Source organism: Mycobacterium sp. G7A2, assembly GCF_041902445.1.
In the GTDB taxonomy this organism is placed as follows: Bacteria; Actinomycetota; Actinomycetes; order Mycobacteriales; family Mycobacteriaceae; genus Mycobacterium.
In genome coordinates, this window is record NZ_CP169251.1 from 2,074,106 (window position 1) to 2,098,187 (window position 24,082).

General features: G+C 68.1%; 14 protein-coding genes. 9 read left to right on the plus strand and 5 right to left on the minus strand.

Annotation, left to right across the window (positions count from 1 at the left end; translation table 11 throughout):
* Window positions 1-4 precede the first annotated feature (4 nt).
* From ACEWX3_RS10135 to ACEWX3_RS10145, 3 genes are all read right to left on the minus strand, one after another.
* A complete protein-coding gene (locus ACEWX3_RS10135) occupies window positions 5-1,150 on the minus strand; it encodes a thiolase family protein (RefSeq protein ID WP_207068245.1) in 1,146 nt (381 codons plus the stop codon).
* A 13-nt stretch (window positions 1,151-1,163) separates the two neighbouring features.
* The gene (locus ACEWX3_RS10140; protein ID WP_207068261.1) at window positions 1,164-1,598 is read right to left on the minus strand and encodes an OB-fold domain-containing protein; all 435 of its coding nucleotides are present in this window, start codon (window positions 1,596-1,598) and stop codon (window positions 1,164-1,166) included.
* 487 nt (window positions 1,599-2,085) lie between these two features.
* Entirely contained in the window at window positions 2,086-2,802 is a 717-nt protein-coding gene (locus tag ACEWX3_RS10145) for an enoyl-CoA hydratase/isomerase family protein (protein WP_207068244.1), read from the minus strand.
* A gap of 93 nt (window positions 2,803-2,895) precedes the next feature.
* On the opposite strand from ACEWX3_RS10145, the gene ACEWX3_RS10150 reads away from it, so the two are divergent.
* The 6 genes from ACEWX3_RS10150 to ACEWX3_RS10175 all read left to right on the plus strand — a co-directional run bounded on the left by ACEWX3_RS10150 (window position 2,896) and on the right by ACEWX3_RS10175 (window position 9,788).
* Window positions 2,896-4,494 (plus strand): AMP-binding protein, encoded by a 1,599-nt coding sequence (locus ACEWX3_RS10150; RefSeq protein WP_374159349.1) that lies wholly within the window; start codon window positions 2,896-2,898, stop codon window positions 4,492-4,494.
* 35 nt (window positions 4,495-4,529) lie between these two features.
* Complete coding sequence (locus ACEWX3_RS10155) at window positions 4,530-5,720, plus strand: amidohydrolase family protein (RefSeq protein WP_207068242.1); 1,191 nt, start codon at window positions 4,530-4,532, stop codon at window positions 5,718-5,720.
* Window positions 5,717-7,171 (plus strand): FadD3 family acyl-CoA ligase, encoded by a 1,455-nt coding sequence (locus tag ACEWX3_RS10160; protein ID WP_374159350.1) that lies wholly within the window; start codon window positions 5,717-5,719, stop codon window positions 7,169-7,171. The genes ACEWX3_RS10155 and ACEWX3_RS10160 overlap by 4 nt, the downstream gene beginning before the upstream one ends.
* Before the next feature lie 153 nt (window positions 7,172-7,324).
* A complete protein-coding gene (locus tag ACEWX3_RS10165; RefSeq protein WP_374159351.1) occupies window positions 7,325-8,293 on the plus strand; it encodes a hypothetical protein in 969 nt (322 codons plus the stop codon).
* A gap of 62 nt (window positions 8,294-8,355) precedes the next feature.
* Window positions 8,356-9,063, plus strand: coding sequence for a hypothetical protein (locus ACEWX3_RS10170; protein ID WP_374159824.1), 708 nt, complete (start codon window positions 8,356-8,358; stop codon window positions 9,061-9,063).
* Window positions 9,064-9,089: 26 nt separating this feature from the next.
* Window positions 9,090-9,788, plus strand: coding sequence for a 2-C-methyl-D-erythritol 4-phosphate cytidylyltransferase (locus tag ACEWX3_RS10175; protein WP_374159352.1), 699 nt, complete (start codon window positions 9,090-9,092; stop codon window positions 9,786-9,788).
* On the opposite strand, the gene ACEWX3_RS10180 is transcribed toward ACEWX3_RS10175, so the two are convergent.
* On the minus strand, window positions 9,745-10,467 hold the full coding sequence (locus ACEWX3_RS10180; RefSeq protein WP_374159353.1) for a 2-C-methyl-D-erythritol 4-phosphate cytidylyltransferase: 723 nt from the start codon (window positions 10,465-10,467) through the stop codon (window positions 9,745-9,747). The genes ACEWX3_RS10175 and ACEWX3_RS10180 overlap by 44 nt on opposite strands.
* A gap of 51 nt (window positions 10,468-10,518) precedes the next feature.
* Here ACEWX3_RS10180 and ACEWX3_RS10185 point away from each other — a divergent pair, with 51 nt between their 5' ends.
* On the plus strand, window positions 10,519-11,781 hold the full coding sequence (locus ACEWX3_RS10185; protein ID WP_374159354.1) for a low temperature requirement protein A: 1,263 nt from the start codon (window positions 10,519-10,521) through the stop codon (window positions 11,779-11,781).
* A 7-nt stretch (window positions 11,782-11,788) separates the two neighbouring features.
* Here ACEWX3_RS10185 and ACEWX3_RS10190 read toward each other — a convergent pair whose 3' ends face one another.
* The gene (locus ACEWX3_RS10190; protein ID WP_374159355.1) at window positions 11,789-13,045 is read right to left on the minus strand and encodes a nitrate/nitrite transporter; all 1,257 of its coding nucleotides are present in this window, start codon (window positions 13,043-13,045) and stop codon (window positions 11,789-11,791) included.
* 349 nt (window positions 13,046-13,394) lie between these two features.
* Here ACEWX3_RS10190 and ACEWX3_RS10195 point away from each other — a divergent pair, with 349 nt between their 5' ends.
* Window positions 13,395-14,150, plus strand: a complete 756-nt coding sequence (locus ACEWX3_RS10195; protein ID WP_221360187.1) for a MerR family transcriptional regulator — start codon at window positions 13,395-13,397, stop codon at window positions 14,148-14,150.
* A gap of 716 nt (window positions 14,151-14,866) precedes the next feature.
* Complete coding sequence (locus ACEWX3_RS10200) at window positions 14,867-24,076, plus strand: fatty acid synthase subunit beta domain-containing protein (protein ID WP_374159825.1); 9,210 nt, start codon at window positions 14,867-14,869, stop codon at window positions 24,074-24,076.
* Window positions 24,077-24,082 lie beyond the last annotated feature (6 nt).

A 24,082-nucleotide genomic window follows, 5' to 3' on the forward strand; every position in this document is an offset into this window, starting at 1 on the left:
CCCGCTACAGCGACAGGATCGTCGCCGAAGCGGTGCCCGGCGCGCCGTACACCTGGGCCAGCCCCACCCGCGGCGAGCCCGGAACCTGACGGTCACCCGCCTCGCCGCGCAGCTGGCGGACCAGTTCGTGCACCTGCCGTAGCCCCGAGGCGCCGATCGGCTCACCGTTGGCGATCAGACCGCCGTCCGTGTTGACCGGGATGGTGCCGTGAATCTCGGTCGCACCATCGGCCAGCAGTTTTTCCTGTTCACCGTCGGCGCACAGGCCTGTCTCGGCCATGTGGATCACCTCGGCGCCCGCGTCGGTGTCCTGGAGCTGGGCGACGTCGACGTCCTCGGGGCCGATTCCGGCGGACTCGTAGGCGGCCCGGGCTGCATACACCGTCGGCGAGGCGTCCTCGTCCAACGGGGCCGACGTGGCATGGACCTCGTAGGCGCCGTGGGTTCGCGTACGAATTTCGCTGGCCCGCACGAAGATCGGTTTGTCGGTGAACTTGTGGGCAATGTCGCCGCGGCACATGATCACCGCAGCGGCGCCCTCATCGGGTGCGCAGAACATGTATTGGCGCAGCGGGTAGTTCAACACCGGCGACGCCATGATCTCGTCGATCGAGATCTCCTTGCGGCGGAACGCGTTCGGGTTCAACGCTCCGTTGCGGAAGTTCTTGTTGGCCACCCGCGCCAGTGTCTCTTCCGAGATGCCGTGCTTGTGCAGGTAGTGGTTGGCCTTCATGCCGAAGAACTTCGTGGTCACGAACTGGCCGTTCTCGGCGTACCACTGTGGCAGGGCGAGCTTGGCGGGATCGTCGGTGAACGCGCCGCGCGGGTGCTTGTCCAGGCCGATGGCGATGCCGACGTCGTACTTGCCCAGGCGGATGGTGTCAGCGGTCTGCTGGATTGCCGAGGCCGCGGTGGCACACGCGTTGAACACGTTGGTGAACGTGATGCCGGTGAGGCCCACCAGTCGGGTCACCGCGTCGGGATTGGACACCTCGTAGCTGCCGCCGAAACCGAACTGGATGTCCTTCCATTCGACGCCGGCGTCGGCGAGGGCCGCATGGATGGCTTCGGCGCCCATCTCCATCGCGGTCTTGTCGAAGCGGCCGAAGGGGTGCAGACCTACACCGATGATGGCGACATCGTTGGTCATGAGGTTGTCCTCTCTAGGCGGGCTGGAAGGCGAACGTCATGACCTCGGTGCCGTCCTCGTCGGTCGCGAACGGCACCATCGTCAGCTCCACCTCCTGGCCGAATTCCAGCTTGGCGGGGTCGCTTTCGGTGAGTCGGCCCTCGACACGGATGACGTCGTCGAGTTGGACCAGGCCCACTCCGAACGGCACGAAGTCCTTGCCGGTCGGGCCTTTGTAGGGAGGCCCGGGTGGAAATCCCTGCGTGGTCCAGGCAACCAGGGTGCCGCGCCGCGGCAACCGCACCTCCGACATGTCGGCGCCGCTGCACTTGGGGCAGTGCCGCTGAACCGGGAAGGTGGTGGCGCCGCAGGTGCCACAGCGGCTGCCGAGGAGCTGTGGTTCGTCATCCGGCCAGGTGGAGATCTCGGGCGCGAGGGCCCGCTGCGATGTCGACACGCGGTTGACGATAATCGGAAATGACGTTCTCGTCTAGAGAGAACAAGGGCGATATGGGCTCGGCCGAATGCCCAGAGATCGCGCCGAGCGTACGGTTTCTGAGGCGTATGGCCGGATTTTCGTCAGAAACCGTACGCTCGCCGCGTCGCACCTCGCAGCGCCGCGGCGACGTCAGGGAAGACGTCGGAGGGGACCTGGATGACGCGGTAGCGAAATGCCCAGAGATCGCGCCGAGCGTACGGTTTCTGAGGCGTATGGCCGGATTTTCGTCAGAAACCGTACGCCCGCGGTTTCGCGGCGACCCTTGGGAAGTCGTCGGAGGGGGCCTGGGTGACGCGGTAGCGGAATGCCCGGAGATCGCGCCGAGCGTACGGTTTCTGACGCGTACGACCGGATTTTCGTCAGAAACCGTACGCCCGCGGTGTCGCCGCCTCGCCGTCTCAGCGTCGCAGGCCGCGTCGCACCTTGCGGTGCCTCGCCGCCTCGCAGCGGTCGCGGGCTACTTGCCCTTGTTCATCACCTTCTCCGCTGCGGCCCAGTGCTCGTCGGAAACCCAGAGCTCCGCGAATGCCGTGACCGCCTCGGTGGTGGGTACCCCACGCATCACGCGCTTGACCTGTCCGGCCTGCGGGCTCGCGAGGGTTCGGGCGATGAGCCGCCACTGCTGGTCGAAGGACGCGCGGGGGATGACCTGGTCGACCAGCCCGATGCGTTCGGCCTCGGTCGCGGCCAGGATCCGTCCGGTGCCGGCAAGCAGCAGCGCCTTGCTGTAGCCCACCAGTTCGACCAGTCGTTCGGCACCGCCCCACGCCGGCATGATCGCCAGCGCGACCTGATTGAAGCCGATCTTGATGTCGTCGGCGGCCAGGCGGATGTCGGCGGCCACCGCGAATTCGGCGCCCCCGCCCAGGGCATGGCCGTTCAGCGCGGCGATCACGGGCGCCGGGAAACCGGCGATGCGATCGCAGATCGCTCGCATGCGAAACGACATCGCCGAGGCCTGCTCGACGGTGCGCAGCGCGCTGAGTTCCTTGAGGTCCCCGCCCGAGACGAAGGCACGGTCGCCGGCACCGGTGAGCACCAGCCCCGCCGCTCCCTCGGCACCGTCGAGGGCCTTCTCGAGTTGGCCCATCGTCTCCAGTGAGATCGCGTTGCGGGCGTGCGGCCGGTCGATGGTGATGATGGCCAAACCCTCGTCGTATTCCAGGTCGACCATCACTCATTCTCCCTCTTCGGTATTGGCATTCTCGCTGGCGGAGAATAGCATCGCGGTGGCATCTCCTCCGGACGGAAGGCGGCCCACCCCAGCATGCGGATTATCCCTCCCGAGTTGGTCGAGCGGTACGAGCGCGAGGGCTGGTGGACGCGGGAGACCCTCGGTGATCTCGTGGCCGACGGGTTGCGCGAGAACCCGCAGACCAGCTTCTGCGTGCATTCGGCGGTCCGGCCGTATTCCGGGACGTTCGCCGACATGGAGCGCGACGCCCGGCGGCTGGCCGCCGGGTTGCGGGCTCGCGGGATCGGCCCCGGTGACGTCGTCGCACTGCAGCTGCCCAACTGGCGCGAGGCCGCGCTCACCTTCTGGGCCTCAGCCCTGCTCGGCGCCGTGATCGTGCCGATCGTGCACTTCTACGGGCGCAAGGAACTGAGCCACATCCTCGCTACCGCCGCACCGCGCGTATTCATCACCACCGCGGAGTTCGGGCGCATGCGCTATCAGCCGGACCTGTGCGCCGACGTGCCCCTCGTCGGCCTGGTCGGGGCCGCTGGCGAATTCGGCCGCCACGAGCACCCCTTCGACGACCTGCTCGCCGACGAACCGATGGGCGGCACGATGGCGACGGACCCCGCGGCGCCGGCGCTCATCGCCTTCACGTCCGGCACCACGCGCGATCCCAAGGGCGTGATCCACAGTCACCAGACGTTGAGCTGCGAAACGCGACAGCTGCTGGCGAACTATCCCCCCGGCCGGGGCCGGCAGCTGACCGCCACGCCGGTCGGGCACTTCATCGGCATGATCGGTGCGCTGCTGATCCCGGTCCTGGAGGGCGCGCCCGTCGACCTGTGCGACGTCTGGGATCCGGGCAGGGTTCTCGAGCTCATCGAGCGGGACGGTCTGTCCATCGGTGGCGGCCCACCCTTCTTCGTCACCAGCCTGCTCGACCATCCCGATTGCCGCCCCGAGCATTTGAAGCACTTCACCACTGTGGGGCTCGGCGGCTCGTCGGTTCCCGCGGCGGTGACGCAGCGCCTCAACGACCTGGGGATGTTCGTGTTCCGCGCCTACGGCAGCACCGAGCACCCGTCGATCACCGGTTCGGGGCCGACGGCGCCCGAGCACAAACGCCTGTTCACCGATGGTGACGCACGGCCGGGGGTGGAGATCAGGCTCGGGCCCGACGGCGAGATCTTCAGCCGCGGTCCGGATCTGTGCCTGGGATACACCGACGACGAACTGACCGCGAAGTCGTTCGACGAGGACGGCTGGTACCGCACGGGCGACATCGGGGCGCTCGACGAAGACGGATACCTGACGATCACCGACCGCAAGGCCGACGTCATCATCCGCGGCGGCGAGAACATCAGTGCCCTGGAAGTCGAGGAAGTGCTGCTGTCGATGCCTGCGGTGGCCGAGGCGGTTGTCGTCGCCGCCCCCGACGCGCGCCTGGGCGAGCATGCCGCCGCGGTTCTGCGCATCCGGGACGGCGCGGTCATGCCGACCCTCGAGCAGGTTCGTGCGCACTTCGACGCCGAGGGTGTGGCCCGGCAGGCCTGGCCGGAGCAGTTGCTCGAAGCCGACGACTTCCCCCGCACCGCCAGCGGCAAGGTGCAGAAGTTCCGCGTTCGTCAACTCGTGCGCGAGGCACTTGTCGACAGCGGGGCGATATTGCCACCACACCCAACGTGAGAATATGATTCTCCAAAGAGGAAAAGGAGTTTTTCATGGGGCAACTGTCACATCGGGTCGACATCCCGTTCCCGCTGTTCGACGCGGACAACCACCTGTACGAGCCACCCGAGGCGATGACCAAGTACCTGCCCAAGGAGTACAAGGACGTCGTCCAGTACGTCGAGGTCAACGGCCGCACCAAGATCGCGATCAAGGGCCAGATCAGCAACTACATCCCGAACCCGACGTTCTCTCACGTCGCCAAGCCCGGCGCATGGGAGGAATACTTCAAGTTCGGCAACCCTGACGGCAAGAGCAAGCGCGAACTGTTCGGCGAGCCGATGCGGTCCATCCCCGCCTTCTTCGAGCCCGAACCGCGGCTGAAGCTGATGGACGAGCTCGGTGTCGACCGCTCGCTGATGTTCCCGACGCTGGCCAGCCTCATCGAGGAGCGGCTGCGCGACGACCCGGTCGCCATCCACGTCATCATCCACTCGCTGAACCAGTGGCTCGACGAGGTGTGGGGGTTCAACTACCAGAACCGCATCTTCACCACGCCGGTCATCACGCTGCCCATCGTCGAGAAGGCCATCGAGGAGCTGGACTGGGCGGTCAAGCGCGGTGCCCGCGCGATCCTGATCCGTCCCGCGCCGGTTCCCGGGTTCCGTGGGCCGCGGTCGTTCGCGCTGCCGGAATTCGATCCGTTCTGGGAGAAGTGCGTCGAGTACGACGTCTTTATCGGCATGCACTCCTCCGACAGCGGCTATGCGCGCTACACCTCCGAGTGGGACGGCGTCGCGCAGGAGATGCTGCCGTTCCAGACCAATGCGATGAACATCCTCAACGAGTGGCGCCCGATCCAGGACGCAGTGGCGTCCTGGGTGATCCACGGCGCACTGTTCCGGCATCCCAAGCTCAAGGTGGGCATCGTCGAGGCGGGGTCGAAATGGATGTTCCCGCTGCTGGATTCGATGGCCGAGGTCTACAAGAAAGCGCCGGAAGCCTTCCCGGGAAATCCGATGGAAGAGATCAAGAACCGCATCTACATCAGCCCGTTCTACGAGGAGGGAATCGACGACCTGATCAACCTGGTCGGCGTGGATCAGGTGCTCTACGGGTCGGACTGGCCGCACCCGGAGGGCCTGGCCGAACCGACGCACTACGTCACGGCTCTCGAGCACCTGTCGGTCGACGATCAGGCCAAGATCATGGGCGGCAACCTGGGTCGCCTCGTCACGGTGTGAGGTACCAGACCCTCCCTGAGTTGGTCGCCGGCGCGGCGGACCGATTCGGCGACGCGGAAGCGGTCGTCGACGGTCCGCTGCGCCTGTCCTTCGCGGAGCTGTTCGAGCAGATCTGTTTCGCTGCAGGAGCTTTCGCCGATTTCGGCATCGCCAAAGGGGATCGGGCGGCGGTGTGGGCGCCCAACTCCGTCGAGTGGATCATCGCGTCGTTCGGACTGCTCACCGCAGGCGGAGTGCTGGTACCGGTCAACACCCGCTTCAAGACCGAGGAAGCCGCAGACATCATCACCCGCAGCGGCGCCAAGGCCGTGTTGGTCCAGCAGGGATTCTTGGGCGCCGAATACGTCGCCCCGAGCGGTGTCCCCGTCATCGATCTGAAATCCGATTTCCTCGGCAGCGGGAAGTCGTTCAGCCGGCCCGTGGAGTCCACCGACATCTCCGACATCATCTTCACTTCCGGGACGACCGGAAGGCCCAAGGGCGTGATGATGAACCACAGCCAGAACCTGAGGCTGTACGAGGAGTGGTGCGAACTCGCCGACCTGCGCGAGGGAGATCGCTACCTGATGGTGAACCCCTACTTCCACACCTTCGGTTACAAGGCGGGTCTGATCGCGTCGTTCATCCGCGGTGCCACGATGCTTCCCGTGCCGGTGTTCGACGTCGGCAGGGTCGTCGACCTCATCGCCACCGAAAAGATCACCATGCTCCCAGGCCCCCCGACGCTCTACCACTCACTGCTCGCGGTCGCGGACAAGTCGAAACTGGCCAGTCTTCGTGCCGGCGTCACCGGCGCCGCCGACATACCGGTCGAGCTGGTGCGCCGGGTGCACGAGGAGCTGCCCTTCCAGACGTTGGCGACCGGCTACGGATTGACCGAGGCCGGAACCGTGACGTTGTCGCGGCCGGGGGATTCCTTCGAGGACATCGCCACGACCGCCGGCGTGGCGTGTGACGGCGTCGAGGTGTGCATCGCCGACGACGGTGAAGTGCTGGTACGCGGCTACACCGTCATGCAGGGTTACCTCGACGACCCGGAAGCCACCGCGCAAACCATCGATTCGGACGGGTGGTTGCACACCGGTGACCTCGGGACGCTCGACGAGGCGGGCAGGCTGCGCATCGTCGGTCGCAAGAAGGACATGTTCATCGTCGGCGGTTTCAATGCCTACCCGGCCGAGATCGAGGGTTTTCTGCTGGAGCACCCGGCGATCTCGCAGGCCGCGGTCATCGGAGTTCCCGACGACCGGCTGGGCCAGGTGGGCAAGGCGTTTCTGGTCACCAAGACCGCCGACGACAGCCCGCCCCCAAGTGCAGAGGAGATGATCGCGTGGAGTCGCTCCCGAATGGCCGGTTTCAAGGTGCCGCGATATGTAGAGTTCCTCGACGAGTTGCCATTGAACGCCACCGGCAAGGTCATGAAGGACACACTCAAGGGTCTTCAGCGCTGAGCGGGCGCCCACGCGGTAACCGTCATTTCCGCAGCCAGCGGTCTTTGCCGGTCGGTCAGCGACACGGGTAGTCTCGCCTCGATGCGCAGTTTCGAAGAATGGCGTTCTCTGAATTTGCGCAAACAGGGGGACGGGTAGAGAAGGAGGTCGACCGTGGCGCCTTTCAGGCGACGTGCGTCGGTGATCGAGACCGAGCGGATCGACGAGACAGCACCGGCCCCCGGCAGTGGTGGGGATGCCGACCGCGCTCGCGCGCTCGCCGAGGAGGCCGAGGCCGAGGCCGCCGAAGCGGAAGCGATTGCAGCAGCCGCGCGCGCTCGGGCGCGTGCACTTCGTCTGCGCCGAGAGGCCGAGGAAACGGTCCAGGCTTCGCCGGCGAATGGGCTCTCCGAGGGCGCCACGCAGGGGGCGACCATCAACGGCGCCACAGAGGTGGCTGACGCCGACGGCGCCACAGAGGCTGCGCCCTCCAAAGGCGCAACCGAGGTCGCTGACGCCGACGGCGCAACCGAGGTCGCTGACTCCGGCGATACCGTCGAGGCCGTTGGTGGCGATCTCGATGCTGCCCGCGACGGCGGTGTTGATGTCGAGGATGAGGCCACGCCTGCGCGACGTCGACGACGCCTGCGGCTTCCGCGACCGACCTGGCGGGGCATCGTCGCCGCGTTGGTGATCCTGGTGACCGCCGCACTGCTGGCCCTGAGCGGATACATGATCTGGGAGCACCGCGAAGCCGAGCGGCTGCGCCAGCTCGACGCCGAATACAGTGCCGCGGCGCGCCAGAGCGTGGTGACGCTGATGTCGCTGAACTTCAACAACGCCGAAGAGGATGTGCAGCGCATCATCGACAACTCGACCGGCCAGTTCAAGGACGACTTCGAATCGCAGGCCCAGGACTTCGTTCAGGTTGCCCAGGACTCCAAGGTCGTCACCGAGGTCTCCGTCAACGCGACCGGCGTGGAATCGATGACCGAGGACACCGCGGTCGTCCTGGTCGCAGCGTCGTCTCGGGTCACCAACTCCGGCGGTGCCAATCAGGAACCCCGGACGTGGCGGCTCAGCGTGCATCTGCAGCGTGAGGGCGAGCAACTCAAGATGTCGAAAGTGGAGTTCGTGCCGTGAGCGAGGATCGCAAAGTCGACCAGGACGCTACGGCCGAGAAAGACGTGACGGCCAAGAAAGACGTGACGGCCGGGCAAGACGCGACCGTTGACCAGGACGCGACGGCCGACCAGGACGCGACGGCTGACCAGGACGCGACGGCCGACCCGTCCGATTCTGCGGAGAACGTCGATGCCGGTGAAGCCGAGCCGGCAGAGGTCGAAACGACGTCGGCCGACGGCGACGCCGACACAACGGTCGACGAGACGGCCGGTGTGCCACGACGGCGGGGTGTGGGGACGACGCTGCGCGCGCAGGCGGCCGCGATCTTGCTCGCGGCCGCCTTGGTCGCCACGGCAGGTTTGACCGCCTGGCTGTACCTCGAGCGGTACCGGCCCGATCAGCAGACCGACGCTGCCGCGCAGCAGACCGCGCTGGATGCGGCGACCAGCGGAACCGTCGCACTGCTGTCGTATTCACCAGAGTCGCTCGACAAGGATTTCGCTGCCGCCAAAGCCAGGCTCACCGGCGACTTCCTGTCGTATTACACGCAGTTCACCGAACAGATCGTCACGCCAGCAGCGCGGGAAAAATCGGTCAAGACCGCCGCATCGGTGGTGCGGGCGGCGGTCTCCGACATGCAGCCGGACTCCGCCGAAGTGCTCGTGTTCATCAACCAGACCACCACGAGCCAGGAGAATCCCGACGGGGCGTTCGCCGCCAGCAGTGTGAAGGTGGGGCTGACGAAGATCGACGGCACCTGGTTGATCGACTCCTTCGATCCGGTGTAAACCCGGGCAGCGCTACCCTCGGCGTCGTGACCGTGACGGCGATCCTGCCCCTGCCCGCGGACCTCGACCAGCGTCCGGAGGCGATGTTCACGCCCGTCGTGGGCGTCTCACCGTTGTCGCGCATCATCGAGGGACTGTGTCCGCGCGCCGAGGTCGTGGTCGCCACGGCCTGGGAGCTGATGCCGTCGGTGCGCTCTGCCCTTCAGGACCGTGCGGGGAAAGCAGTTGCCGCGCAGGGTTTCTCGCCGAAATTGGTGGCCGCCGAACCGGCCGCGGGGCGGGCGCAGTGCGTCGCGGCCGCGCTGGCCGAGATCGACGGCGATGCGCCGGTGCTGCTGCACGACGTCGAATGGCCGGTGGTGCCGCCGACACTGGTCGATCGCATCAGCGCAGCGCTGGCAGGCGGCGCGGCCGCGGCCTGGCCGACGCTGCCGGTCACCGACAGTGTCAAGGCGGTGGACGCCGCGGGAACGGTGACCGCGACCGTCGACCGCGCATTGCTGCGCAGCGTGCAGTACCCGCGCGGATACGCTGCCCGCACGCTGAAGACGCTGCTGGCCGAGGACTCCGACGGAAAGTTCGACGACCTCGCGCTGGCGTTGTCGGCGGGGCTGCGGCCCACCCTCGTCGAGGGCGATGCCGACGCGGTGACAGTCGAGCTGCCCCGCGACTCGGACTATCTCAGCGCGGTGCTGCAGTCGGTCCAGAACCCACCCGGGCGTTGAGAAGAAGATCGGCCACCGCCACGTCCCGCAGATAGGTGACCTTCAAGTTCGTCGCACTTCCGGGAAAGGTCCGCACCTCGAGATCGGTGTAGTGCTCGACGCACGAGGAGGTGTCGGTCCCGGTGAACCCGTCGCGTTCGGCACTGCGGTAGGCCCGCCACAAGTCCGGCGCCCGGAAGGCCTGCGGAGTCTGCACCCGCACCAGCCCGCCGACTGTGGGTCGTAGCGCCGCTTCGGCGACGCCGGCCACGTGGCGCAGGGGGAGGGCCGGCATTGCGCCGCCGTGCGCGCGGGCCAGTGCGACCGCGTTGCGGTACATCTCTGGCTCGGCGAGGGGGCGGGCGGCGTCGTGGATGGCGATGACGTCGACGGTGCCGGCCTCGATGTCGGGGGCCAGATGACCAAGCACGTTGTACTCCGATGCGTGTCGGGTGTCGCCCCCTTCGACCAGTTCGACCGCGGCGTTCGGGAGCTCACGGTGCAGGGTGGCCGCAGCCAGGTCGCGTTCGCCGCGCCGGAAGACCAGGATCGTACGGTCGATGTCGGGATGCTCGGCAGGGGTCAGCAGCGACCAGGCGAGCATGCTTCGGCCGGCCAGCGGCAGGTATGCCTTGTTGCCGTCGGCGCCCACGCGGGTGCCCAGGCCCGCAGCCAACACCACAGCGACCGCCATGCCCATACCGCGAAGCGTATCTCCGGTAGCTTTGACGCCGATTTCGAAGGGGGCGCGGTGAGCGACGACGGGCAGACATCCACCAACCGGGCGCACCGGTTCCTGCCCATGGTGGGTCGCGACCCCCACGAGGCGCACCGGGCGGCCACTCCGCTGGAGTTGCTGTTCGATCTGACGTTCGTGGTGGCGTTCGGCATTGCGGCCTCGGAGTTCGCACATCTGCTGGCGGCCGATCACATCGCCGCCGGACTGGCCGGTTTCGCGTTGGCCACCTTCGCGGTCAGCTGGGCGTGGATCAATTTCAGCTGGTTCGCCTCGGCCTATGACACCGACGACTGGGTCTATCGGCTGATGACGATGGTCCAGATGGTCGGTGTGGTCGTGCTGGCGCTGGGCCTGCCCCAGCTGTACACGTCCATCGAGCACGGCGGCCACGTCGACACCACCGTCGTGGTGGCCGGCTACGTGGTGATGCGGGTGGCGATGGTCGGCCAATGGGTGCGCGCCGCGGTGCAGGACCGTCCGAGGCGGCGGGCCTGTCTGACCTACGCCTGGTGGATCACGGTGGCCCAGGTCGGATGGATCGCCTCCATTTTCGTTCACGCCTCGCTGCCGGTGACCGCATTGATGGTGCTGGCGCTGATCGGCGTGGAGTTGATGGGCCCGGTTCTCGCCGAGTCCCGAGCCGGCGGAACACCCTGGCATGCCCATCACATCGCCGAGCGGTACGGCCTGTTCACCATCATCACGTTGGGTGAGGGCGTGGTCGGCACCGTGGCATCCCTGTCCGCCGTCGTCGGTGAGCAGGGCTGGTCGGTGGAGGCGGTCTTCGTCGGCGTCGCCGGCATCGGTCTCACGTTCGGCATGTGGTGGGCGTATTTCGTGCTGCCGCACGCCGACGTCCTGCACGTGCGCCGCGAGCGCTCCTTCCAGTTCGGCTACCTGCACATCCTCGTGTTCGCCGCGATCGTGGCGACGGGCGCCGGACTGCACGCCGCGGCGTACTACATCGAGGATCACTCCGAGCTGAGTTCGACGGCGACCGTGCTGTCCGTCGTGATCCCGGTCGCGGTGTTCATTGTCATGATGTTCGTGCTGTACGCCGCGATGCTGCGGGCGGCTGCGGTCTTCCACATGGCGTTGCTGGCCGTCACGCTGTCGGTTCTGGGACTTGCCGTGGTGCTCGCCGTCGGCGGGATCTCCATGGCCAACTGCCTGCTCGTCGTGACGATCGCGCCGGTCGTGTGGGTGGTCGGCTACGAAGTCCGCGGACACCGCCACACTGCTGACGCCGTGGCCGAAACGCTGCGCACCGGTTAGCGGCCGACTACTTCTCGATGCCTTCGAGCAGGCTGCGATCGTCCTGAAGGCGCAGCAGCCGGCGCGCTTTGCGCCGCGTGATGAGGATTCCGACGACCGCGACGGTCCAGACCACGTACTGCAGGGTCCAGGCGATCCGGAACGACTCGAACGACAGGCCGCCGGTGGCCTCCAGAATCACGCCCATCGCCTGCATCAGCAGTAGCGAGGCCAGGAAGCCGCCCATGTTGACCATGCCCTGCGCGGTCCCCAATGTGGTGCTCGGGTTGAAGGTCCGGGCGAAGTCGAAACCCACCATCGAACCCGGGCCGCCCACCGAGATGACCACGACCAGCACGACCAGCAACCACAGCGGGGCCGGGCCGGGCAGTGCCAGGACCACCGACCACGCCAGGGCGTTGCTGGCGATGATCGCGAGGACCAGGCGTGAGCGTCGGTGCGGATGGCGTCCGGTGAACACCCCGACCAACACGCCCGAGGAGATCGCGGCGGCGACCGACACGGTGAGCAGGGCGCCGGCCACCCCTGCGGACAGGCCCTGCGCCACGGTCAGATACGGCACCCCCCACATCAGGGCGAACACGGTGACCGAGAACTGGGTGCCCATGTGGGTGAAGAAGCCCAGCCGGGTGCCTGGACGAAGCCAGACGGTCTTCACGCTGGACAGGGTGTCGCGCGCTGAGGTGGGTTCGCGCATCGTGGTGGTGCCGTCGGGGGTGTTCTTGACGATGGCGAGTGTGAGCACGATGGACAGCACACCCAGCGCTGCCACGGACACATAGGCGACCGTCCAGCCCATCGCCGTCAGCACCGCCAGGAACGGCACTGCCGACAGCACCTGGCCGAGTTGGCCGCAGATGCCGGTCAGCTGGGTCACCAGCGGTACCTGACGCATCGTGAACCAGTGCGGAACCAGGCGCAGCACCGAGATGAAGGTGACGGCGTCCCCGAGTCCGACGACTGCGCGCGCAGCGATGGCCATCGGCAGGGACTCGGTGAAGGCCAGCACCAACTGTCCGGAGGCCATCAACACGCCGCCGGCGGCGATCAACGCCTTGGACCCGAAGCGGTCGAGCAACACACCGGCGGGGATCTGCGCACCCGCGTAGACCACCACCTGGAGCACCACGAAGGTCGACAGCAAGCCGGGGCCGGTGCTGAACCGGTCGGCGGCGGCGAGTCCGGAGACACCGAGCGTGGTGCGGTCCAGCACAGCCACGATGTAGGCGAGAAGCCCGGTCGTCCAGACAATCCAGGGACGCACGGCGAACCTCTCGACGGGAAGTGACAGTGATGACGGCGGACGGAGTTCGACCAACTTTGTCCTGATGTCCTGCATTCGGTGAAGGACGCTTCACCATCTTCGCCCACCACGGTGCGTCCGTGCCAACCCGTCTGCGGGGGCGTGCGGAGCAAAGTTCGCTAGATTCGCAGACAATTGCCAGCAAGCGCTTGGGAAGAGCCAGATCAACTCAGTTCCAAGCAGCTTTTTGCGGTTCAGTAAACATTCGTTTCTGTCGCTTGGTAACTTCGCTCAAAAGGTTGTCCTCGGGACTACAGTGGTCGCATGAACGCGTTCGACCGAGGCCGGCCACACCAGGGGGGGTTGGGTCTTGGCTGAATACCGGCTGGAGGAGCTGGCGAGGGTCTCGGGGGTCAGCGTGCGCAACATCCGCGCCTATCGCGAGCGTGGCCTCCTGGACCCGCCGCGCAGGGACGGCCGGGCCGCCCTCTACGACGACTACCACCTGTCCCAGCTCAACACCATCAGCCAGCTGCTGAGCAAGGGTTACAACTCGGCCCACATCGCCGAGTTCTTCGCCAGCATGCGCCAGGGAACCGACCTGGCCGACATCCTCGGTCTGCAGCGGGCTGTGCTGGGGCCCCGGGACGGTGAAGCTCCGGAGGAAGAGCCCGAGGTCGACGACGACGGGTTCGGTCTCGGGCCCGACAGCGTCGAGGCCCGCAAGCTGGTGGCATACGGCATGGCCGAGATCGTGGCCGGCAAGGTCCGGTTGATCGACGGTCCCGCCGCCGACATCCTGTCTCGGGCGCCCGATCATCGCCTCTACGTGCGGGCCCTGGTGCGCTTCCTCGAGGCGTCCGACGACTCGGTCGATGATCTGGCCGAAGCGTTCGTCGCCAGTCTCGTCGAGTTGTTCCAGGCCCGGGTCGGCCCTGGCTATCTTCCCGAGCCCGACGAGATGGCCGAGATCCGGCGGATGGTGGACGACTATCGCGAGCTCGGCCAGGAGGTCGTGGCCACCAAGTTCGACCAGGCCACCCGCCGCCACATGGTGGCGTCGGCATCGGACTACACCGCGGGGATCCTGCTGACCGGCGCGTGGGAGCCGGGCCGCGGAGCCTGATCGTCGCCTGCGCGCGGGCCAATGTGATTGCAGGAGCACGGTTGTCGGGCGCCGAATGCGCATGATCGTGGGCACGTGTCGCGGACTTACTGACCGGTAAGTTTTCGCAGCAAACTCGGACGGCAGGCGAAACGGCGCCGCACGACACTTCGAGCCAGAGTGTCATGCTTGTCGACAACGAACTCCGACGCCGTGAGAACGCGAAATTTCAGATAACGATTTGATAACAAAACTGCCTTGATCTGCTACTTCGTTCTTACTCAAGCGTAACCACCCGCATGCAGGACGTTTGTACCGCAACGGTTCGGGCCACCCGGCGGCGCGCGTTACGCATCGTTCTGTTACCCACGCGTAGAACTCGCCAGTAACCATTTTGGGCGCGAAACTTACTCAGTCTCTTATGACACTCTTACAACGGTTGGAGAGACCACCGCGCCACGAGGGCGAGCCCTGACCGCAGTGTTCGACGCACTGTGCCGGACCCCGTCCTCACGACTTCACGGCCGCGGTCGAACCAGCCGGATTCGACGCCGAATCGCCGATGGCCCCGCAACGGAGTGCAGGCCAGCACCCACGAGCCCACTGCCCGAGGAAACGCGGGCCAGCGCGATCGCAGCCCGATTGCAGTACCGAGGAGAACACCAGACGTGACGATCAACGACCAGCACCGTGCGGCCACCGGCACTCCGAACGGATCGGGACCGGACCACGAACCCCTGTCAGGCACGCACGCCCTCGTCGATCGGTTGCATTCCGGCGAGCCCTATGCCGTGGCATTCGGCGGGCAGGGCGGCCCCTGGCTGGAGAACCTGGAGGAGCTGGTCAACTCGGCCGGGATCGAGTCGGAGATCAGCGCGCTGGTCGGCGAGGCCGAACTGCTGCTCGAGCCGCTGGCCCGCGAGCTGGTCGTGGTTCGCCCCATCGGCTTCGAGCCGCTGAAGTGGATCCGCGCGCTGGCCGCCGAGGAGCCGCTGCCTGCCGCCAAGGACCTCACCACTGCGGCGATCTCCGGGCCGGGCATCCTGCTCACCCAGATGGCCGCGATGCGCGCCCTCAAGCGTCAAGGCCTCGATCTGACAGGGCATCCTCCCGTCGCCATCGCCGGGCACTCACAGGGTGTCACCGCCGTGGAGGCACTCAAGGCCGGCGGGAACCGTGACGTCGAGTTGCTCGCCATCGGCCAGCTCATCGGCGCCGCCGGATCCCTGGTGTCGCGGCGTTGCGGCATGGTCGGGCGCGGGGACAAGTCGCCCATGGTCTCGGTCACCAATGTCGACCCGGCGCGGATGGCCGAACTCCTCGACGAGTTCGCCCAGGACGTCCGCACGGTGCTGCCGCCCGCGTTGTCCATCCGCAACGGCAGGCGTTCGGTCGTGATCACCGGAACCCCGGAGCAGCTGGCCCGCTTCGAGCTGTACTGCGAGAAGATCACCGAGAAAGAAGAGGCCGAGCGCAAGAACAAGACCCGCGGCGGCGCGGTGTTCCGGCCCGTGTTCAACCAGCTCAATGTCGAGGTCGGCTTCCACACCCCGCGTCTGGCCAGCGGCGTCGACCTCGTCGACGAGTGGGCCGCCCGCACCGGCCTGGACGCCGAGCTGACCCGGGAACTGACCGAAACCATCTTCGTGCGCCCGGTCGACTGGGTCGCCGAGGTCGAGGGTCTGGCCGCCGCCGGCGCCAAGTGGATCGTCGACCTGGGTCCCAGCGACACCGTCACCCGCCTGACCGCACCGGTGATCCGCGGCCTGGGCATCGGCATCGTGGCCGCCGCGACCCGCGCCGGTCAGCGCAGCCTGTTCACCGTCGGTGCCGCCCCCGACATCGCGCCGGCCTGGTCCAGCTACGCCCCGGCGCCCATCACCCTGCCCGATGGCTCGGTCAAGGTGTCGACCAAGTTCACCCGGCTCACCGGCCGTTCCCCGATCCTGCTGGCCGGTATGACGCCGACCACCGTGGACGCCAAGATCGTCGCCGCCGCGGCCAACGCCGGCCACTGGGCCGAGCTCGCCGGCGGGGGACAGGTCACCGAGGAGATCTTCGATGCGCGTATCCAGGAGCTGGGCGAGCTCCTGGAACCCGGTCGCGCGATCCAGTTCAACTCGTTGTTCCTCGACCCGTACCTGTGGAAGCTGCAGGTCGGTGGCAAGCGGCTGGTGCAGAAGGCGCGCCAGTCCGGTGCGCCCATCGACGGCGTGGTCGTCACCGCGGGCATCCCCGAGCTCGACGAGGCCGTCGAGCTGATCGAAGAGCTCAACAGCGTCGGCATCAGCCACGTGGTGTTCAAACCGGGCACGGTCGACCAGATCAAGTCCGTGATCAAGATCGCCACCGAAGTCGGGGACAGGGACGTCATCGTCCATGTCGAGGGTGGCCGGGCCGGTGGCCACCACTCCTGGGAGGACCTCGACGATCTGCTGCTGGCCACCTACGGCGATCTTCGCAAGCATCGCAACATCACCATCTGCGTCGGCGGCGGCATCGGTACCCCCGAGCGGGCGGCGGACTACCTCTCCGGTGACTGGGCCAAGCCTTACGGCTTCCCCTCCATGCCGGTCGACGGCATCCTCGTCGGCACCGCGGCAATGGCCACCAAGGAGGCCACCACCTCCCCGGCGGTCAAGCAGATGCTCGTGCAGACCAACGGCACCGACACCTGGGTGGGCGCGGGCAAGGCCATCAACGGCATGGCCAGCGGTCGCAGCCAGCTCGGCGCCGACATCCACGAGATCGACAACACCGCGTCGCGTTGCGGGCGGCTGCTCGACGAGGTCGCCGGCGACGCCGACGCGGTCGCCGAGCGCCGCGACGAGATCATCGCCGCGATGGCCGACACCGCCAAGCCGTACTTCGGCGACGTCGGGCAGATGACCTACCTGCAGTGGCTGCAGCGCTACATCGAGCTGGCCATCGGCGACGGCAACAGCACCGCCGACACGGTGCAACCCGGCAGCCCCTGGCTGGCCGACACCTGGCGGGAGCGCTTCGAGGCCATGCTCAAGCGGGCCGAGGCGCGTTTGAACGAGAAGGACTCCGGCTCCATCGAGTCGCTGTTCGACGAGAGCTCCGACGGCCAGGCGCTGCTGGACAATCCCGACACCGCGATCGCGGCGTTGCTGGCCCGCTATCCGGACGCCGAGACGGTGCGGTTGCACCCGGCCGACGTGCCGTTCTTCGTGACGCTGTGCAAGAAGCCCGGCAAGCCGGTCAACTTCGTGCCGGTCATCGACAAGGACGTGCGCCGCTGGTGGCGCAGCGACTCGCTGTGGCAGGCCCACGACGCGCGCTACACCGCTGACCAGGTGTGCATCATCCCCGGCACCCAGGCCGTGGCCGGCATCACCCGCGTCGACGAGCCCGTCGGCGAGCTGCTGGACCGCTTCGAACAGCAGATCGTCGACCGCGTGCTGGCCGACGGCGCCGCGCCGGTTCCGATGGTCTCGCGTCGCCAGGCGCGCGCCGATGTGACCGGCCCGCTGGCCGTCGTGCTCGACTCGCCCGATGTGTTGTGGGCCGGGCGCACCGCCATCAACCCGGTGCACCGCATCGGTGCGCCACGCGAGTGGCAGGTCAACGATGTACCGGGCAAGCCCAGCGCCACCCACCCGAACACCGGTGCGCGCCTGGAGCAGGCGACCGACGACGCCGGCAAGGTCACCGTCACGCTGAGCGTGCCGCTGTCCGACATCTGGATCGACATCCGGTTCACGCTGCCGTCGGCCACCGTCGACGGCGGCATGCCGATCGTCACGGTCGAAGACGCGTCGACGGCGATGCGCGCGGTGCTGGCCATCGCGGCCGGCGTCGACGGACCGGACGCTCTGCCGCCGGTGGCGGACAACACCTCCCGGGTGACGGTGTCGTGGGATCCGGAGAAGGTCGCCGACCACACCGGCGTCACCGCCACGTTCGGTGCGCCGCTGGCCCCCGGCCTGACGCTGGTGCCCGACGCCCTGGTGGGCCTGTGCTGGCCGGCAGTGTTCTCCGCGATCGGTTCGGCGCTGACCGACGACGGTTTCCCGGTCGTCGAGGGCCTGCTGAGCCTGGTGCACCTCGACCACGCGGCGCACCTGCTGGCCGCCATGCCGGCGACGAAGACGGACCTGGTCGTCACCGCGACCGCCCAGTCGGCTACCGACACCGAGGTGGGTCGCGTCGTCCCGGTCAGCGTCACCATCGCCGAGGCCGCCGAACCCGTCAAGGCGCTGGCCACTCTCGAGGAGCGGTTCGCGATCCGCGGCCGCACCGGGGCCGCCGAGCTCACCGACCCGCCTCGGGCGGGCGGCGCCATCACCGACAACGCCACTGACACCCCGCGTCGGCGTCGGCGTGACGTCGTGGTCAACGCACCGGTCGACATGAGCGCGTTCGCCGTGGTCTCCGGTGATCACAACCCCATTCACACCGACCGCGCCGCCGCGTTGCTGGCCGGGCTGAAGCAGCCCATCGTGCACGGCATGTGGCTGTCCGCGGCCGCCCAGCACGCGGTCACCGCCACCGACGGCCGAGCCACCCCGCCCGCCCGGCTGGTGGGCTGGACGTCCCGCTTTTTGGGCATGGTGCTTCCCGGTGACGAGATCGAGTTCCGCGTCGACCGGGTCGGCATCGACCGCGGTGCCGAGATCATCGAGGTCGCGGCCCGCGTCGGCTCCGAGCTGGTGATGTCGGCGACGGCGCAGCTGGCCGCGCCGAAGACCGTCTACGCGTTCCCCGGTCAGGGCATCCAGTCCAAGGGCATGGGCATGGACGTGCGGGCGCGGTCGAAGGCCGCCCGCAAGGTCTGGGACTCGGCGGACAAGTTCACCCGCGAGACGCTGGGCTTCTCGGTGCTGCACGTGGTGCGTGACAACCCGACCAGCCTGATCGCCTCCGGCGTGCATTACCACCACCCCGAAGGCGTGCTGTACCTGACGCAGTTCACCCAGGTCGCGATGGCCACGGTCGCGGCGGCTCAGGTCGCCGAGATGCGTGAGCAGGGCGCCTTCGTGGAGGGAGCGATCGCGTGCGGTCACTCCGTCGGCGAGTACACCGCGCTGGCCTGTGTGTCGGGCGTGTACGAGCTCGAGGCGCTGCTCGAGGTGGTGTTCCACCGCGGCTCCAAGATGCACGACATCGTGCCGCGCGACGCGGCCGGACGGTCGAACTACCGGCTGGCAGCCATCCGCCCCTCGCAGATCGACCTCGACGACGCCGACGTGACGGCGTTCGTCGCCGAGATCTCCGAGCGCACCGGGGAGTTTCTCGAGATCGTCAACTTCAACCTGCGCGGCGCCCAGTACGCGATCGCGGGCACCGTCGCCGGGTTGGAGGCACTGGAGGAGGAGGTCGAGCGGCGTCGCGAGATCAGCGGCGGCAAGCGGTCGTTCATCCTGGTGCCCGGCATCGATGTGCCGTTCCACTCGTCTGTGCTGCGGGTCGGCGTGGCCGATTTCCGCCGCGCCCTCGAGCGGGTCATGCCGCGCGGCGCCGACCCCGAACTGCTGATCGGGCGCTACATCCCCAACCTGGTGCCGCGGCCGTTCACCCTGGACCGCGACTTCATCCAGGAGGTCCGGGACCTGGTGCCGGCCGAGCCGCTCGACGAGATCCTGGCCGACTACGACACCTGGCGCAACGAGCGGCCCGCGGATCTGTGCCGCAAGCTCGTCATCGAGCTGCTGGCCTGGCAGTTCGCCAGCCCGGTGCGCTGGATCGAAACGCAGGACCTGCTGTTCATCGAAGAGGCGGCGGGCGGTCTCGGCGTCGAGCGCTTCGTCGAGATCGGCGTCAAGAGCGCGCCGACTGTCGCGGGTCTGGCGACCAACACGCTGAAGTTGCCGGAGTACTCGCACAACACCACCGAGGTGCTCAACGCCGAGCGTGACGCGGCGGTGCTGTTCGCGACCGACACCGACCCCGAACCGGACTTCGAGGAGGCCGCGCCCCCGTCGGACGCCGCACCCGCGATGGCCGAGGCGGCACCGGTCGAGGCGGCCCCGGCCGCCCCGGCGCCTGCCGCCCCGAGCGGCGGGCCCCGGCCGGATGACCTGACCTTCGACGCCGCCGACGCCACCATGGCGCTGATCGCGCTGTCGGCCAAGATCCGGATCGACCAGATCGAGGCGCTGGACTCCATCGAGTCCATCACCGACGGTGCGTCCTCGCGGCGCAACCAGATGCTCGTCGACCTCGGCTCAGAGCTGAACCTCGGCGCCATCGACGGCGCCGCCGAGGCCGACCTGGCCGGCCTCAAGGGGCAGGTGACCAAGCTGGCCCGCACGTACAAGCCATTCGGCCCGGTGCTCTCCGATGCGATCAATGATCAGCTGCGCACGGTCCTCGGCCCGTCCGGCAAGCGGCCGGCCTACATCACCGAGCGGGTCAAGAAGACCTGGGAACTCGGCGACGGTTGGGCCAGGCACGCCACCGTCGAGGTCGCGCTGGGCACCCGAGAGGGGTTCAGCGTGCGCGGCGGGGCGCTCGGCGGGTTGCACGACGGCGCGCTGGCCGACGCCGCGTCGGTCGACAAGGTCATCGACGCCGCTGTCGCCGCGATCGGCGCCCGCCAGGGTGTGCCGGTGTCGTTGCCGTCCGCCGGTGGCGCCGGCGGCGGGGTGGTCGATTCGGCCGCTCTCGGCGAGTTCGCGGAGAAGGTCACCGGGCCCGACGGTGTGTTGGCCGCGACGGCCCGCACCATCCTCGACGAGCTCGGCCTGGGCGCACCGTTCGCCACACCGGACGCCTCCGCCGATGCGGAACTCATCGACCTGGTGACCGCCGAGCTCGGATCGGACTGGCCGCGCCTGGTGGCGCCGTCGTTCGACGGGCGCAAGGCCGTGCTGCTCGACGATCGATGGGCCAGTGCCCGTGAGGATCTGGTCCGGATCTGGCTGATGGACGAGGACGACGTCGACGCACAGTGGGCGCACCTGTCGGAGCGCTTCGAGGGCGCCGGCCACGTGGTCGGCACCCAGGCCACCTACTGGCAGGGCAAGGCGCTCGCCGCCGGCCGCAACGTCCACGCCTCGCTCTACGCGCGCGCTGCCGCGGGTGCGGAGAATCCGGGCAGGGGCCGCTACAGCGACGAGGTGGCTGTGGTGACCGGCGCATCGAAGGGGTCGATCGCGGCCTCGGTGGCGGCTCAGCTGCTCGACGGCGGCGCCACCGTCATCGCGACCACCTCCCGCCTGGACGACAGCCGGCTCGCGTTCTACCGCACGCTCTATCGCGACCACGCCCGGTTCGGCGCCAAGCTGTGGGTGTTGCCGGCGAACATGGCGTCCTACAACGACATCGACGCGCTGGTCGAATGGGTCGGCACCGAGCAGACCGAGAGCCTCGGGCCCAAGTCCATCCACATCAAGGACGCCCTGACCCCGACGCTGCTGTTCCCGTTCGCCGCGCCGCGTGTCGGCGGCGACCTGTCGGAGGCCGGATCGCGCTCGGAGATGGAGATGAAGGTTCTGTTGTGGGCCGTGCAGCGGCTCATCGCGGGCCTGTCGCACATCAGCGCCGACCGCGACATCGCGGCCCGGTTGCACGTCGTGCTGCCGGGTTCTCCGAACCGCGGCATGTTCGGGGGCGACGGCGCCTACGGCGAGTCGAAGTCGGCCCTGGACGCGGTGGTGTCCCGGTGGAAGGCCGAGACGTCCTGGGCACAGCGGGTCAGCCTGGCGCACGCTCTGATCGGGTGGACCCGAGGCACCGGCCTGATGGGTCACAACGACGTGATCGTCGACGCGGTCGAGGAAGCGGGGGTGACCACGTACTCCACCGAGCAGATGGCCGCCATGCTGCTGGATCTGTGTGACGTCGAGACCAAGGTCGCGGCGGCCCGCGAGCCCGTGCAGGCCGATCTCACCGGCGGCCTGGCCGAGGCCGAGCTGGATCTGTCGGAGCTGGCCACCAAGGCGCGCGAAGAGGCGACCGGTTCGGTGGACGAGGACGACGAGGACGTTGCCGCCGATCATCTGATCGCCGCGCTGCCGTCGCCGCCGCGTCCGCACGCCGGTGCCCCGGCGCCGGAGTGGGCGGATCTCGACGTCGATCCCGCCGACCTGGTCGTCATCGTCGGTGGCGCCGAACTCGGCCCGTACGGCTCGTCACGTACCCGCTTCGAGATGGAGGTGGACAACGAGCTCTCCGCGGCCGGTGTGCTCGAGCTGGCGTGGACGACCGGGTTGATCAAGTGGGAGGACGATCCCCAACCCGGTTGGTACGACACCGAATCCGGTGACCTGGTGGACGAGTCCGAGCTGGTCGAGCGGTACCACGACGAGGTCGTGCAACGGTGCGGCATCCGGGAGTTCGTCGACGACGGGGCCATCGATCCCGATCACGCCTCGCCGTTGCTGGTCAGTGTGTTCCTGGACAAGGACTTCCGCTTCGTGGTCTCCAGCGAGGCCGACGCGCGGGCGTTCGTCGAGTTCGATCCCGAGCACACCGCGGCGCGGCCGATCCCCGACTCCGGGGACTGGGAGGTGATCCGCAAGGCGGGCACCGAGATTCGGGTGCCGCGCAAGACCAAGTTGTCGCGGACCGTCGGTGCCCAGATCCCGACCGGATTCGACCCGACGGTGTGGGGCATCAGCCAGGACATGGCGACCTCCATCGACCGGGTGGCGCTGTGGAACATCGTCGCCACCGTCGATGCGTTCCTGTCCTCGGGCTTCACCCCGGCCGAGCTGATGCGCTACGTGCATCCCAGTCTGGTGGCCTCGACGCAGGGGACCGGCATGGGTGGCATGACGTCGATGCAGACCATGTACCACGGCAACCTGCTGGGCAGGTCCAAGCCGAACGACATCCTGCAGGAGGTGCTGCCCAACGTTGTTGCCGCCCACGTGATGCAGTCCTACGTCGGCGGTTACGGCGCGATGGTGCATCCGGTGGGCGCGTGCGCCACCGCGGCGGTGTCGGTCGAGGAGGGCGTCGACAAGATCAAGCTCGGCAAGGCCGAATTGGTGGTCGCCGGCGGTTTCGACGACCTGACGCTGGAAGCGATCATCGGCTTCGGAGACATGGCGGCCACCGCCGACACCGAGGTCATGCGCGGTAAGGGCATCAGTGACTCGAAGTTCTCCCGCGCCAACGACCGTCGCCGTCTCGGCTTCCTGGAGGCCGAGGGCGGGGGCACGGTGTTGCTGGCCCGCGGAGACCTGGCGGTGAAGATGGGTCTGCCGGTACTGGCGGTTGTCGGCTACGCGCAGTCGTTCGCCGACGGCGTGCACACCTCGATCCCGGCCCCCGGGCTGGGCGCGCTGGGTGCAGGCCGCGGCGGCCGCGACTCGATGCTCGCGCGGTCCCTGGCCAAGCTGGGGGTGGGCGCCGACGACATCGCGGTGATCTCCAAGCACGACACCTCCACACTGGCCAACGATCCCAACGAGACCGAGCTGCACGAGCGGCTGGCCGACTCGCTGGGACGTTCGGACGGCGCCCCGCTGTTCGTCATCAGCCAGAAGAGCCTGACCGGGCACGCCAAGGGCGGCGCGGCGGTGTTCCAGATGATGGGTCTGTGCCAGGTTCTGCGCGACGGTGTCATCCCGCCCAACCGCAGCTTGGACTGTGTCGACGACGAGCTGGCCACCTCGGCGCACTTCGTGTGGCCGCGCGAGACGCTGCGGATGGGCGAGAAGTACCCGCTCAAGGCCGGTCTGGTCACCAGCCTCGGCTTCGGCCACGTGTCGGGTCTGATCGCGCTGGTGCATCCGCAGGCCTTCCTGGCCACGCTCAGCCCCGAGCAGCGGGAGACCTACGCCGCACGGGCGCAGGAGCGCTCGCTGGCCGGACAACACCGGCTGGCCTCGGCGATCGCCGGTGGACGACCGATGTACGAGCGGCCCGCCGACCGTCGCTTCGACAGCGAGCATTCCGAGAAGGCGCAGGAAGCCGCGATGCTGCTCGACACGGCGTCCCGGCTCGGCGAGAACGGCGTGTATCTGCGGTGAACCGTG

What these genes read in the sequence shown, in the direction of transcription:
- ACEWX3_RS10155 (WP_207068242.1), top strand. Translation starts at nt 4,530, where the DNA reads ATGGGGCAACTGTCACATCGGGTCGACATCCCGTTCCCGCTGTTCGAC.
- ACEWX3_RS10135 (WP_207068245.1), bottom strand. Translation starts at nt 1,150, where the DNA reads ATGACCAACGATGTCGCCATCATCGGTGTAGGTCTGCACCCCTTCGGC.
- ACEWX3_RS10150 (WP_374159349.1), top strand. Translation starts at nt 2,896, where the DNA reads ATGCGGATTATCCCTCCCGAGTTGGTCGAGCGGTACGAGCGCGAGGGC.
- ACEWX3_RS10145 (WP_207068244.1), bottom strand. Translation starts at nt 2,802, where the DNA reads ATGGTCGACCTGGAATACGACGAGGGTTTGGCCATCATCACCATCGAC.
- ACEWX3_RS10180 (WP_374159353.1), bottom strand. Translation starts at nt 10,467, where the DNA reads ATGGGCATGGCGGTCGCTGTGGTGTTGGCTGCGGGCCTGGGCACCCGC.